The 15,770-nt window shown below is 49.0% G+C and carries 7 protein-coding genes; 3 read left to right on the plus strand and 4 right to left on the minus strand.

The annotated features are described in order from the left end of the window. Positions 1 to 113 precede the first annotated feature (113 nt). The 3 genes from E5342_RS01955 to E5342_RS01965 are packed head-to-tail and all read left to right on the plus strand — an operon-like array spanning position 114 to position 6,563. Positions 114 to 1,658, plus strand: a complete 1,545-nt coding sequence (locus tag E5342_RS01955; protein WP_121735164.1) for a M20/M25/M40 family metallo-hydrolase — start codon at positions 114 to 116, stop codon at positions 1,656 to 1,658. A 40-nt stretch (positions 1,659 to 1,698) separates the two neighbouring features. Continuing rightward, positions 1,699 to 3,807: a M28 family peptidase gene (locus tag E5342_RS01960; RefSeq protein WP_135958701.1), complete on the plus strand. Its 2,109-nt coding sequence runs from the start codon at positions 1,699 to 1,701 to the stop codon at positions 3,805 to 3,807. A gap of 56 nt (positions 3,808 to 3,863) precedes the next feature. After that, positions 3,864 to 6,563 (plus strand): S9 family peptidase, encoded by a 2,700-nt coding sequence (locus E5342_RS01965; protein WP_135958702.1) that lies wholly within the window; start codon positions 3,864 to 3,866, stop codon positions 6,561 to 6,563. 152 nt (positions 6,564 to 6,715) lie between these two features. Here E5342_RS01965 and E5342_RS01970 read toward each other — a convergent pair whose 3' ends face one another. From E5342_RS01970 to E5342_RS01985, 4 genes are all read right to left on the minus strand, one after another. Further along, positions 6,716 to 9,298, minus strand: coding sequence for a M14 family metallopeptidase (locus tag E5342_RS01970; RefSeq protein WP_135958703.1), 2,583 nt, complete (start codon positions 9,296 to 9,298; stop codon positions 6,716 to 6,718). 15 nt (positions 9,299 to 9,313) lie between these two features. Then, entirely contained in the window at positions 9,314 to 10,921 is a 1,608-nt protein-coding gene (locus E5342_RS01975; protein WP_048927122.1) for a RagB/SusD family nutrient uptake outer membrane protein, read from the minus strand. 12 nt (positions 10,922 to 10,933) lie between these two features. After that, positions 10,934 to 14,107, minus strand: a complete 3,174-nt coding sequence (locus E5342_RS01980; RefSeq protein ID WP_246867041.1) for a SusC/RagA family TonB-linked outer membrane protein — start codon at positions 14,105 to 14,107, stop codon at positions 10,934 to 10,936. A 380-nt stretch (positions 14,108 to 14,487) separates the two neighbouring features. After that, the gene (locus tag E5342_RS01985) at positions 14,488 to 15,750 is read right to left on the minus strand and encodes an LVIVD repeat-containing protein (protein ID WP_121772131.1); all 1,263 of its coding nucleotides are present in this window, start codon (positions 15,748 to 15,750) and stop codon (positions 14,488 to 14,490) included. Positions 15,751 to 15,770: the final 20 nt, after the last annotated feature.

The following is a 15,770-nucleotide window of genomic DNA, read 5'->3' on the forward strand; positions in this document are numbered from 1 at the left end:
CAAAGACAAGAATTTTGGTTTTACACGAGCATAAAAAAGTTTAATATCCGTATAAAATTAAGGTTGATCGTAAGAAATATAAGCAAACCTCTTTATAAATAAATTTACAGTATATGAGAAAATTTTTACTACTGGCAATCGCAGCTTACGCCGCAAACCTGATGACGTATGCCCAGACCTGTCTGGACGACGCATTAGCGTACCGGGTCAAAAACGAGGCATTCAACAACTCCAAGATCGAGGATTTGTCACAGTTCATGACAGACGATCTGGGCCCGCGCCTAGCGGCCTCGAAAATGAAGCTCCGTGCGGAAAAAATGGTCATTAACAAATTAGAAGAACTAGGATTGTCCAATCCCAGGGCAGAATTCGCTTTCGAGTTCGCCAAAGGAGGATGGGACAACGAGAAGAATTACGTGGCCATGACCGCCCCCTATTACTGTAGTTTCGCTGCTAACCCGAAAGCATGGTCGGGCAGCACGGACGGGTTGGTGAAGGGAGAATGCGTCGTGATCGACGTGAAAGAGAAAGCCGACCTGGAGAAGTACAAGGGAAAACTGGCGGGCAAGATCGTACTGATGCCCGTACAGCAGACGTACGAGATCCGCTTCGACCCGCTAGCCTCCCGTTATACGGATAAGGAACTGGCCGAATTGGAGAAAGACCCCCGTCCGGCCAATGCCCGTCGCCACACGATGCCGTCCAATTGGCAGGCCATGCGCGAGTTGCAAAACGCCATCGACAAGATGCTCAGAGAGGAGCTTGTGCTGGCGGTAGTAAGCGGGAGCGGTACGTTTAACGTACCCAGCTCACGTGGCGTGCAATACAAACAAGGCGACCCGGAGCCGACCCCGGAGATTGTCCTCCCGATCGAGGATCACGGCCGTATGGTACGCATGCTCAACAAGGGCCAGAAGGTAGAGATGGAGCTGGATGTCAAGAACAGTTTCACGAATAACCCGCAGATCAATAACGTGATCGCCGAGATTCCCGGCTCCGACCCCAAGTTGAAAAACGAGATCGTGCTAATCGGCGCACATCTTGACTCCTGGCACGGCGGGACCGGCGGCGCAGACAACGCCTCTGGCTGCATCGTCATGATGGAGGCGATGCGTATCATCCGGTCGCTCGGTATCTCTCCGAAGCGCACGATCCGCCTGGCCCTCTGGGGCGGTGAGGAACAGGGCTTGTACGGCTCACGGGGCTACGCAAGCAAGTACCTGTATGATACGGACAAGAAGAAAACACTCCCGGGCTACGAGAAGTTCGCCCTCTACCTTAATATGGACAACGGCTCCGGCCGTTTTCGCGGTATCTACCTCGAGGAAAACGACCTGGCCGTCCCCTTCTTCGAGGCATGGAAGAAGCCGCTAGAATCCTTAGGATTCAGGACTCTTTCCTTACGTAAGACAGGTGGAACAGACCACTTGTCGTTTACTCGCATCGGCCTTCCGGCCTACCAGTTCATCCAGGACGAGCTGGAATACGAGCGTACGTACCACACGACGATGGACACGTATGAGCGCCTGTCGCTGGATGACCTGAAAGTAGATGCGGCCATCACCGCCTGGCTCGTATTGAATGCGTCCATGGATGGCGCGCGCATCCCCGCCAAGCCGGGCTACCCGGAGAACATACCGGCCAGCTCCATGTGGTAATAAACAATATGTCAAACATAAAACAATTCAATCATAGACAATGAACCACTTCAAATACACACTTATTCTTGCCTATACCTGCCTCGCTTTCGTAGCGAGCGGGCAGAACTACACGACACCATTCAACCACAGCCTGTTGGACGAGACGTATTACGACCTGCTCATCGGAGAGTCGTCCGGTGACAGGGCCTATCATTACGTCATGGATATCGCTCCATACGAGAGAGACCGGAAACATACAGACTACCAAGGCTTGTTCATGGAATCGAGGTACGTAGTAGATAAACTGAAAGAATTTGGCATACAGAACGCCAAGACCGAACGGGTCGGCAAGACCAAAACTTGGGATGGGATAAGCGCCTCCTTATGGGAGGTATACCCGAAACAAGTCAAGATCGCCGATTACCAAGACCTTGCCGCCACCTTGGGGCAAGGGAGCAAGAACGCCGATGTCACTGCCCAACTAGCGTGGATCGGCCGGGGAGAGGCACATGAGATCAAAGCGGTAGACCTCAAAGGAAAAATCGCTGTCACCGAAGCCGCCGCCTCCCGGATACACGACAAAGCGGTAGAGGCCGGGGCCGTAGGCATTATCAGCTATTACTCACCCCGCCCCTTGATTGATCCGCTACAGATCCCCAACAGTGGTATCCGTAGTCAGAAACCGACTTTCTGCTTCAACCTGACGCCCAGAGACGGGCACGCATTGCGCGATCGTTTGTTGAGAGGAGAGAAAATCACCGTTCACGCAAAGGTAGAGACCACGGAAGAGGAAACGGACATTGAAGTCCCCACCTGTCTCATCCCCGGTACCGCCCCGAATGTGGAAGAAGTCATTTTCTCCGCGCACCTCTTCGAGGGATACGTGAAGCTGGGAGCCAATGACAATATCTCCGGATCGGCCGCCCTACTAGAAGTGGCACGCACCTTAAACAACTTGTTCGATAGCGGTAAACTACCTCGCCCGAAACGGAGCATACGCTTCATCTGGGTCCCGGAATTCCAAGGAACCATGCCTTGGGCCAAGCAAAACAAGGAGATACTCAGCAGAACGCTTTGTAACATAAACCTAGACATGGTAGGCTTGTGGTTGAGCAAGAGCGGCTCTTACTATTGCTTGCATCGCACTACCATGGGAAACCCGCATTACCTGAACGACGTAGCCGAATCGTTCTTCCATTACATGGGCGCAACAAACAAGTCGTTCGTCGCTACCGGCATGGGGCGGCCAGACGCACTGAAACCGGTGTACAGCCTCACCGGGTCGCAAGATCCTTTCTACTATTCAATCAACGCCCACTACGGATACTCGGATCATGAAGTATTCAGCGACTGGGGGGTTCAGGTACCGGGTGTTATCATGATCACTTGGCCGGACAACTACTACCATACCTCCGGCGACCGTCCTTCCATCTGCGATCCTACACAATTGCACCGAGCCATCGTCCTCGCCGCCGCTACGGCTTATACGATCGCAGCCGCCGACGAGAACCAAGCACTAGCAATCGCCAACCAGGTTGCCTCCAACGCCGCTAGACGGATGTCGATCAAAGCGAGCGATGACCTCACCCAGCTGTACCAAACGGCAGGAGAACAGTTTGCCGCTTCCTACAAAAAGGCGAAATTCAACCAAGACGCCTTGTTGATCAACGAGAAAGCGACATTAGAAAGTATCATGGAATTAGCACCGTCCAGCACCCTCTTGAAGAATCACATCGCCTCACTGCAAAACACCCTGCAAGAGAAAAGCGCAAGTAATCACAAAGAGATCTATGCCGCAATGAAAGCGCGTGCCGCCATGTTAAAGATAGCACCGATTAAGCGTATCGAACTGACAGAGGAGGAGAAGAGTGCTTCCAAAATATTCCCCCACTCCACAGCGAAGGTAAAAGAGACCGGTTATGGCGTACTTCAATCCATCCCGAAGGAATTGACGGAAAAATATAAGCCGTCCCAAGAAACCGGGAGCACTTATACACGTATGGCCTTGGCGCACGGCGACGATATCGCCAAACTGACCGTATCCGGGAAGAACAGCATATTGGATATAAAGAAAATGCAAGATGCCCAATTCCCTGACGCAGATAAATTGGAGGACATCATACGTTTCCTTGATATGCTGAAAGAAGCGGGACTTGTTACATTCTAGACCGATCTTCGGGAAGAAAACATTATCTTTGCTTCACAATTATAAATGTTACCACGATGAAACACTTAAAGTACTTGGCTTTTGCCGCCTGCCTGGGAAGCCTCTCCCCCGCCCTCGCGCAAAACGCCTCTAAAAGCCTTACAGTTGATGACCTGATCACTTGGCAACGAATCACAGAACGGGAGATCTCGGACAACGGAAAATGGGTAGCTTGCAAGATGGAACCTTGGGAAGGTGACGCTACCGTTTATTTATATGCGGCCCAAGGGCAAGAGACCGCCACTTTTTCCCCGGCCGGTCAGTTCGCCTTCTCTGCCTCTTCCAATTATCTGGTCGTTACGCAAATACCCGGAAAGTCCATGGTAGATTCCTTGAAAATCTTGAAGACAAAAGAGGATAAAATGCCAATGAACACCTTGGTGATCTATTCTGTCGCCGGTAAAAAGGAGACGATAGACTCCCTCAAGACCTTCAAATTAGCAGACGAGGCGGATTGGATCGCTTATCAAAGAGGACGGAAGGACTCCACTTTGTACGTCCGTTCGCTGGATGGAAGCAAGACCTTCCAGTTCCCGACCGTAACGGATTTCCAATTCGCCAAGAAAAGCGGCATGCTATATTACACGAGCGCAGCGGAAGGAAAAGCGGGTATATTCACCTTGAATCCGGAGAAGGGAAGTCCGGCGCTCATCAAAGAAGGAAAAGGTGTATTCAAACAAACCACGTTCGACGAGAAAGGGGAACGGCTGGCTTTCTTATATTGTGCCGACAAGGATTCCTCTTACAAAGCGTTAAGCTTATGGTTATCCGAGCATAACGCTCCCGCAAAGGAAATCGCCACCCGTGGGAACAAGGCTTTCCCCGCTGAATGGGTAATCCATGAGAACGGAATGCTTAGATTCTCGAAATCCGCTTCCCGTCTGTTTTTCGGTACCTCACCGGAACCGAGGCAAAAAGACACGACCCAACTAGCCGAGAACCGTCCAAACGTACAGGTCTGGAGTTGGGATGAGCCGGTACAATATACCGTACAGAACTATAACAAGGATAAAGACTTAAAGAAAAGTTATCAAGCGGTTTATAATCTAAGTAACGGCTCTATCTTCCAATTGGCGAATGAGGAATTGCCGAATATCCAATTGGGTAATGAGGGCGACGCATCCTTAGCGCTCCTTTCCACTTCCCGTCCTTATTCATTGTCTTCCATGTGGGAGGCCCGCACACGTAGCGATTATTATACCGTATCGTTGGATAACGGGAAGCGCAAGCAAATCGCCCAAGCAGATTATGGCCGTTTCCGCCTCTCCCCACAAGGTAAATACGCATATTGGTATGGCGAGACGGATAGTTGCTGGTACACGATCGCCTTGGCAGAAGGTAAGCGATATCGCCTAACCACCCCGGAAAGCTTCCCGGCTTGGGACGAGGAGAACGACGTTCCTAATCATCCTTATGCGCATGGAGCCGCCGGCTGGACCGCAAACGATCAAAATCTATTGATCTATGATCGCTACGACATCTGGAAATTCGATCCGACCGCAGCCACCCCACCGATCAACCTGACCGTGAACGGAAGGAAGCAGAAACTTTCCTACCGCTTGGAGCAACTGGATAAAGAAGCTCGTTTTATCGACCTCGGCAAACCGCAATTATTAAAAGGATTCAACGAGACCACGAAAGGATACGGATTCTATAACGCACGCCTCTCCACCCCGGCCGCCCCGAAGACCTTGCTAGCGGGTAATTATATGCTACGATCTATCGACAAGGCGAAGAATACGGACGACGTGATTTATACGATGGAAACCTTTCAGCAATATCCGGATATCCACTATTCTACCTTGGCGTTCAAGAAATCCGTGCAATTGACACATGGAGACAAGCAGCAGGAAGGTTTTATCTGGGGTACCGCCGAGTTGGTTTCATGGATTTCCTTGGACGGCCGTCCGCTGGAAGGTATCGTTTATAAGCCGGCGAATTTTGATCCGAACAAGAAGTACCCGATGATGGTAAACTTCTACGAACGCAACTCGGAGACGTTACATAACTACCGCATGCCGGAACCGCATCGCTCTACCATCGATTACCATTTGTATAACAGCAACGAATACATCATCTTCAATCCGGACATCCGTTATGTGGATGGTTATCCGGGAGAAAGCTGTTACAATTGCCTGATGCCGGGTGTCACGATGATGATCGCCAAAGGATATATCGACGAAAAAGGGATCGGTGCGCAAGGACATAGCTGGGGAGGTTACCAAGTGGCTTATCTAGCCACTCGCACAGACCTATTCTCCGCAATCGAGTCCGGGGCGCCTGTCGTAAATATGTTCAGCGCATACGGTGGTATCCGCTGGGGGTCGGGTATGGCCCGCTCTTTCCAATACGAGCATACGCAAAGCCGCCTGGCCGCTACGCCATGGAGCTCTCCGCTTCGTTATATGGAGAATTCCCCGTTGTTTACGATGGATAAGGTACAGACACCGATATTGATCATGCACAACGACGCTGACGGCCATGTGCCTTGGTACCAAGGTATCGAATATTTCGTTGCCATGAAGAGGCTGGGTAAACCTTGCTGGTTATTGAACTATACGGGCGAACCGCATTGGCCGATGCATATGGCAAACCGCATCGATTTCCAACGCCGCATGTTCCAATTCTTCAACCATTACCTAAAAAAGGAGAAGATGCCTAAATGGATGTCTGAGGGCGTACCTGCCGTAGAACAACCGTTTGAGTTGGGGTATTGATCAGACAATTACAGCCTCATACGAGGCTCGGTACAGAGCCGGGTAAGGAACCAACGGTAAAAATCGCCACCACGCAAGCGCAGTATGCGACGGGAGATTACGTCAGTACCCGCAAGAGACACAGAATATCTCGTCGCATACTCGTCCGATGATTACATACATTTGTTATAAAACAACGCATTCATGAACAACTTACTAGTTCCAAAGAAGTAAGAACGGAAATTCATATCATCAGCAAAAACAATCACCTTACCGCTTCTATAAGGTTTCACCATTATAGCAGGCTCCTCTCTCAATAGGTTCGCATTATCCGCCGACAAGAATCCCGACAACAAGGGCTTCTTGGTATAATATAAAGGCGAAACATATGGATCCCTATCTTTCTGGAAAATGATATCATTCGTTTTTATAACAGCGATCTCATCTTGATCAAGTCCCCAAGCTAGCGGATGCGTCTTATCCAAATGACAATTCAGGATCACCCCTTTGATCAACTTTCCGGCTTTTGCTCCCGCCTTATCCGCGAAAGGACGATAAACCGATAAGCTGTCCGACTTTTCAAGCAACGTTTCCTTTGTCTTTAAAGAGATAAGCCCTTGTTTGCCAGCCCATGCGCCAGCCTTTCCGGTAGCGATCAGCACTCCTCCGGCAGCGACCCATTCTTTCAAGGCAGTCACGGTTCCCTCAGTTAGGTTTGGAACACCATTGGCCAAAATGACAACATTGTAAGCCTTCAAGTCCTTGCTTGTCAAAGACGGGTTCTCGATCAGTACCGGACGCATCTGGAAACGCCTATCCAACAAGAACCAAATCTCACCCGATTCCGGGATACTTACGCCACGTCCTACCAGCAGCGCCACTTTTGGCTGTTCCAACGGTTTAAAAGCCGGGCTGCCAAAATCCACATCAGCCATCAACCCAGTGTTGGCCGAATAGATATCCACGCCCGTGTCCCTCGCCAATTCACTCAACGTCGCATAGAGCACATCCGAAGGGAGCGGCTGGTTATGCGTCAATACTTGGTAGGTACCATAGCCCATCGTCCATTCTCCCTCCTCGTTCTTAAATCGGAACGGACGGTTGGTCGCGCTGACCCGGATACCCTTCCGCTGCAACTCATAGACTACCTTAGGCGCGTAAAACTCGCGGTTCTCAAACACATAACCCACACGGCTTTCCCCGCCGATGAGCCGTCCTCGCGGAAAATCATTTCGCTCAATCCGATCCCCCATCAGCCCGGCGACACTCTTCACCGGAGCACACTCCAGGTTAAACGCATACGGGAACGTCCATGTAGAGATATCATAGAAAGTACTATCCGCATATTCCAGGCAATCCTCCATAAGCACCTTGACCATCGTACTGTATTTTTGCGCCACCGGAATGACATAAGCCGAACCTTTCCGGAACCCCTTGTCACCCGCGGCTTGATAATCCTTCGCCAACTGATAGACCTCGATATGATGACGGGCCATATTCTCCAAGAAGTGAAAAGCGACAGACTTAGACCCGCGTGTATCGAACACATAGCCCTGTACCGCCTCCTTCCGCGCCTCGGAAGCCGTACGCTCATAATATTCCTTCTGATAAGCCAGCAAACGGGTGCGCATCGCCTTGGCCGCTTCCAGCGTAGCGCAAGAGGCTAGGGCCTGATTCCGGATCGTCCAGCCAAAGGTCCATTCCCCGCTCGGGGTATCACGTAAATGTCCGCGCGTGGAACCTTGCTCATATAGCAGGCATACGGATCCATGCGCATCTCCATAAGCGGCCCCTTTTCCGTAATAGAAGTCATCATAACCCTCCTTCGAATAATAAGTCGTCCCGATCCGATCGAGTGCCTTTGCCGTATACGAGGAAATCTCGGCTGTCAAGTCTTGGTTAAGCTGGGGCGTAAGCGGATGGGTACGCCCAGGATGCCCCGGGCTGAAATAATAAGGGCGTAGCGCCCCCTGCTCATGTTGATCCACGACCACATTGGGCAACCACTCAAAATATCCGTCTAAGCCATTGATCCCCTCGGGATGTTGTGCCATAAGCAGGTCGCGATTGCAATCGATCCAATAATGGTTCGTACGGCTGGAAGGCCAAGGCTCGGTGAACTCACGTGATTTTATATCGCCGACATTCGTCAGACTTCTAGAGGAATTCACCCACGACGCGAACCGGTTGATTCCATCCGGATTGGCTCCGGGAGTCATCACGACGATCTCCTGGTCTAGCAATTCCTCGATCTCAGGCCCTCGCGCCGCCGCCAAATGATAGGCGACAGCCAACGAAGCGTTCACACCCGATGCCTCATTCCCGTGGATGCTATAAATCAAGCTTACGATCACAGGCATGTCGTCTATCACCACGCTTCCCGATTTCGCCACGTCACTCAACCTCAAGTGCTCCTCCTTCAGCCGATCTATATTCTTTTGGTTCTCGGCCGAAGTAAACACGACCTCTATAAAAGGACGGCGCTGATAGGTACGCCCCGTCTCCCTGACCGTGACACGGTCGCTGCATCGCGCCAAAGTTCTCATATATTCCACCACTTGATCCCATCCGGCATGTTGCTCTCCAAGCCGGAAGCCCAGGATTTCTTCCGGGGCAGGGACCTCTGGATCATAAGCATGGGAACCTTCCGGCAAGAAATACGCCAAATCATAAGGATACTCATCCGCTCGCGGCTGGGCGAAAACTCCTGCCGCCAAAAAGATCGGCAACAGGCACATCAAAAAAAATCTTCTCATAACTATTTATTTACTTTATGGATTCGGTTCGCAAAGCGGATTCAGCTGAGTCTCTTTATCAGGAATAGCCCATTGCCAATCCCTATGTCCGGCCGGACGATATCTGTTCCCGTTACCCGTCACCGTTCCATCTCCATACATATTGTAATTAGAAGCTTCTGGATCCACCACTTTAGGCATTGCGTCTTTGTTCCAATATTCAATCAAACCATTCGGGAAAACCTCAGGACGAGGAGCCGGTCCACGGTCCAAATCCATATTCAAACGTTTCAAGTCGAACCAACGGAAACCTTCCCCCCAAAGCTCTATGCGACGTTGAGTCATCACCTCTTCGATCAAGTTTTCGCCCGTTTTCGTAGACAACGTATACTCCGGATCCCGATGACTTGCCAGCGGATAAAGAGCCTGAGCCGCTTTGCCTGGCTCCCCAGCACGTGCATATCCCTCCGCCATGATCAACATCATCTCCGGCAAGCGCATGAAAGGAACATCCCTGCCACCTTTCGTCGTAGGATCCGATACGATAAACTTATTGGCCATATAATTAGCATACGCTTTACTGTTACACTCCGCCCGGATCGGTCGCGGAAGGGTATTGGGATCGGTCGCCCTCGGAAACCAAATTCCTTTACGCACATCGGTATCACTGATCTTGTCGTATAACTTATTATAAATCGCACGAGGGGTATTGCCATTATACGAAATGATCTCATTCGACATATATCCATGGAAGTGAGTCAAGTTCGGAGCTTGCTGCAACAAAGGATTCGATCCCCACAACCATTCTGTATTTGATTGATCGCTGAAACGATCATTCAATGTCGTATAGGTATCATCTTGCAATTTGGCTCCTGATAGGTCAACGACCAATTTAGCCATTTCAGCCGCTTCCAACCATTTACCTTGCGTCAATAAGATACGAGCCTTCAAACCGCGAGCCACGTGCAAATCAATATGCGACTTATTAGTCCGTTTCTCCTCCGTAGCACCCAATAATTGGATCGCCAAGTCGATATCCTCATTGATCTGCGTATACACCTCCTCTACAGAAGCTCTCGCTCTCGGCTCCGTTGAGTTATCGTTACGAATTACCACACCCAATTGCGTGTTATCGCCCTCTGCCTTATAACGGCCGCCATACATCTGTACCATCGTGAAATAGGCGAAAGCCCGGTAAAAATGGGCTTGTCCCTTGATATAATTCCTCTCGCTCTCCAAACCTTCCGCAGCATCGATATTATCGATAATCATACTACTGTTAGAGATAAAATATTGCAACAAGCGATAAAAATGGGTTGCGCTACCGATCGTCGCATTCCGATGGCTCGACCATTGAGCCTGCTTTTGGAACTGCGCATTGCTGTACGTATATACCAAATCATCCCCCATCACCTCATACCAAATCATCAACATATCGTAACCGCCATAAAAAGCCGAACTAGACAGATCGCCCGTCCACATCAATTTATGCAAGCCATTTACAGCCAACATAGCCGATTGGGTATCATTGAACACCGCTTGTTCATCTACCGTTTGTGTGGAAGTTGTCTCCAAAAAATCCTCCTTGCAGCCATTGAATAATACCGCAAAGGATATCAACACTAGTATATATATTTTTTTCATAGGAAACATGATTTAAAAAGTAAGATTCAAACCAAAAGTAAATACTCTCGCAGGCAAATAAACATCTGCATTACCACTATATCCTGAGAATATGTTTGAACGAGGGAAAATACCTTTTCGTTTCGTCAGTAAGAATAGATTCTCTCCTGACGCATATACCCGGAGTCCTTGCATGGAAACCTTCTCCAGCCATTGCTTCGGCAGATCATAGCTCAAAGTAGCGGAAGCCAACTCCAACATATTCGAGCTGATCAACCAACGAGTAGAAGTTCCCGCATTCATATTCGTATCTGCGAAATCCTCGATGCGAGGCACATTCGTAACATCGCCCGGTTTCTGCCAACGATTCAAGATATCCACATGCTTGTTGGAAGTCAAGGATGCGGATCCTGAAGGCTGTGTCATCAAATCGGAATATCCCACATCATACATCTTGCCACCTAGCTGGAAGTTAAACAACAGGCTTAAAGAAAGATTCTTCCAAGATACGTTCGTATTAAGACCTCCCGATACCTTCGGTGTAGATTCTCCGGCCCAATCATAAATGGCCTCATTCACGTTAGTCGTATATGTTTTTCCATCCACCTCTACAAGGTCGACAGACTCCACCGTCAGTTCCGGATCCGGCACATAGATAGAGTTTCCGGTAGCAGGGTCTACTCCCGCCCACTGGCGAAGATAAAACTCATAGCGCGAATGGCCCTCTTCCACCCGATGTACTCCGCTGTTATAAGGTTCTACCGGCAAAGAGGTAATCCGATTTTTCAACCATGTAGCGTTAATTCCCACAGACCACGTCCAATCCTTTGTTTGGATGACCTTTCCGTTCAAATCAACCTCCACACCCCGGTTGTACATCGTACCTGCGTTTTTATATGCACTAGTAGCACCCGTATCCGGAGCTTGCGGGATCGAGAACAATAAGTTACTGGAACGACGATCGAAATACTCTATACTACCCGACAAACGACTTTTAAACAACTCAAACTCCAAAGCCACGTCGCCATTGCGAGACACCTCCCATTGCAAATCCTTATTACGAACGACACGTTGCTGGATATAACCGGCCTCCAATCCGTTCATGGCCTGCTCGTAAGCCGCTTGCCACGCATAGTAGCTACCGATGGCATCATTACCCACCTCACCGTAAGCGACACGCAACTTCAGCAAATCGATGAAATCAAGATCTTCCATGAAACGCTCCTCGTCAATACGCCAACCAGCTCCTACCGAGAAGAATGTACCCCAACGGGAATCCTTGTAAAAGCGGGAGGATCCGTCGCGGCGTACGGATGCAGAAAGGAAATAACGGCTGTTATAGTCATAGTTCGCACGGGCAAGGAATCCCTCCGTCTTGTAGGTATTCGTATAAGAGTCTTGCTCGTCCGGCACCGAATAATTGCTGAACTCAAAGTTGCCATTATGGATGGTCTGGTTTTGCATGGAGCCTTTCAGGTAATTGTACTCATAATCATAACTCTCATGTCCTAATAAGACATCGACATGGTGATTGCCGAAATTCTTTGTATAGGAGAGCAATTGGTTGAACGTCCAAGTTGTCTCAAACGAAACGGTCTTCGTGCTTGACCCCACCTCAGTCTTCTCCGGATAATAGATACTGGCCGAATGCCCTAAACGAGAGCTTGTTCCCACGGCTCCGTTCACCGTAAACTTAAAATCATTCAAGAAACGGATCTCTGCATACAATTTCGCGTTCAATTGATTCCGCTTGTATCCGTTGCTGATATTTTGCAACTCAATAGCCGGGTTATTACCAGAGATATACGCACGCGAAGGCGCTTCCACACCCTCCTCGATCGTATAGGCCTGACCGAAGTCGTACACTTTATTGCCATTGGCATCCAGCACATATTCTTTGGTACGAGGATCGTGTACATGGATCGGATAAATCGGTCCGATATAGCGAGTGAATCGGAAAGGGTTGTTGTTATTTCCCGAAGCTTGCGACTGCTGCCCTTCCGCCTTGCTGATATTCCCGGAGAGCGTACCGCCAATCTTCAAGAACGAGGTGATCTGCGAGTTAACATTCGTGTTCAAGGTATATCGGTCAAACTTCGATCCGATGATATAACCACCTTCCGTCAGATAACCGGCGGAAAGATAATAATCCGACTTATTATTACCTCCGCTCACGCTCACGCCTATATCCGTACGGCTGCCCGTGCGCTGGATAGCGTCTTCCCAATCGGTATCATCCGCCCACATGAACGTAGCGTTCGGGTTAAGCACACCGTTCGCATCCACGACCTGATCGTCCGGCACGTTAAACGGATTGAAGCCCAGCGTTCCTGAAATCAAGTTTTGAGCGGCTGCCATTCCCGCTTGCTCTGGTGACGCACCACCACTTATCAACTGGTTGCGTGCGCTCTCCCAATATACTTTCAAATAATCATTCACGCCCAATCGTTCATAATCCTGACTTTGCCGATTCGTGAATCCTTGGTTGATTTTCACATTCACCGACATACGATCCTTACTACCCGTCTTGGTGGTTATCAAGATAACACCATTACCACCTCGTGCGCCGTACAGAGCTGCAGATGAGGCATCTTTCAAAACAGACATACTCTCTATATCACTGGGATTGATACTACTGATACTCTGATCGTAGGGCATACCGTTAAGTATAATCAAAGGGGTATTCGTCGCAGAAATAGAGCCCAATCCGCGAATATAGATATCCGAATCTGAACCGGGCTGACCACTGGCTGAGGCTACTTGCACACCCGGCGTAGATCCTAGCAGAGCTGAAGTTGCCGATGTAACAGGACGAGCCTCTATCTTCTCTGACTTCAGCAAACTGGCAGATCCAGTAAACGTACTTTTCTTAGCCGTACCATAGGCCACGACCATCACCTCATCCAATGTTTCCGAATCATCCTCCAGAAGTATCATCATTTCTGATTTGATCGGAAGCGTTTGCGAAGTCATGCCAACAAAAGATACGGTAAGCGTACGGGCATTTGCCGGCAAGTTGTCCAATGAGAAACGTCCCTCCACATCTGTAATTGTACCGATTGTTGTACCTGTCACAACAATATTAGCACCAATGACCGGCTCGTTATCAACTCTTTGCAAAACACGTCCTGCAACTTTCCGGGATTGTTGTTCAATGCCATTTAAATAAGAAGTAGGCAAAGCCTCGGCGGAAACACTACCTGCCACTGAAAAAGCCAATAAAAAATGAGCTAAAAGCACGTTTTTAAAAGTCAAACAACGAATGCATCCTTTTAGTCCGTGCATATTGTCAAAAAGATTCATAATAATAGTTTTAGATTTTAATTTATCAAACACAATAACATCCGCAAGATCAGAATAAATATTATAACATCAAAGTAGGAAGCTTATTTTATTTACATTCTCGCATAAATAACACATAAAAAGTAGCGAATTTTCGTGAACGTACTCCATAGAAACAAGCCTGCTGTCCGGCGGTATCGTATTGATGGTTACGCTACTGACCGTAAGCAGGCATAGTTATAAGGCGGCATCCCGTAATCCGGTAAACACCTTGCGAAGCGAATAGCGAAGAGGAATATTAAACTCTATTCGCCCATTGGCAATTTACTTAACTGAGATATCGCCTGTAAATTGGAATAATCGTATTGGTAAAGGCCATCATCGGCGATCATCATCAAGGTATTCTTAAAAGGGATTACGTCGTAACCCTCCATTCCGGCATAATGAACAAGCTGATTGGCCATCAAGGTCATAGGATCTTTTGCGTTGAAGACCTTTAAACCTTCGTCGCAGAGGAATAAAGTACCGTTATCGATACCTAGTCCTTTCGGGCATTTCATGCCATAAGTAACCAGCAAGTTCGGTTGGTCTACATCACTCACGTCTATGAGCATCAGTTCATTGGTATTTTGCCCGCAAGTATTTCCGGAATGCACAGTCACATACGCTAAGTCATCCTCCACGACAACCGGGTCACAACCAAAGACATGACTTACGGAAGAACGATACTTAGGCGCTAGCGGATCTTCCAGCGAATAGATCAACATGCCGGTCGGAGTTCCCATGAACATCTTATCTTTATAGTTGAAAAGAGTCTCGACACCACGTTGCAACCAAATGTCGTTTGTCGTCAAGACAGGCTTGTTCCCAGACAGGTCGAAAACACACATGATATTCTGTTCTACCGTATATAAGTACTTACCATAAATAGAAAAACGAGCCATAGATCCGTTCACGCCCTGCGTGGAAGTACCCGGCGCCGCATCGTTCGCCATCAGATCACCGCCATAACTCGGATAATGGTAAATAGTTTCCTCCCGTTCCTTCGGCTCCCAACCAACCACGACACCTTTCGCTCTCGCTTCTTCCGAATAACACATATTATAATCGAACCCATAGCCATTCTCTATGGTCGGAAGCGCATAACGGAAAGCGTTCTCCACACGACCTTCCAATTCAGGTCTCTCCGGATCGGAGATATCGAACCAGACCAGATCCACATACGAATCCGCATACAATTTATCATCCTTGATCGAGAGATCCTCGTTACCGATCAACTCTACAAAGCCCGCTATCCGGGGAGATGCCGGATTCCTGTTATCCACGATATGGATGCCCTTATCCGGGGAAGAAATATACAGGTAATCCTTATAGAAACAGATCTTTCCCCGCTTGGTGATTGGCACCACCTCATCCGTCACCTTCACTGAATTCCGAAACTCGGAGATCGACATGAATACCGGTTCGTTGATAGCATACCGCACGACCTCCACTCTCACTCCATCATCCTTGCATCCCATTAAGACGCAAAGGCTAAAGGCAAACGCCCAATAAAAAAGTTTCCGCATAATTATAATAGATTTAATCA

It is taken from the genome of Parabacteroides distasonis (genome assembly GCF_004793765.1).
Lineage (GTDB): Bacteria > Bacteroidota > Bacteroidia > Bacteroidales > Tannerellaceae > Parabacteroides > Parabacteroides distasonis_A.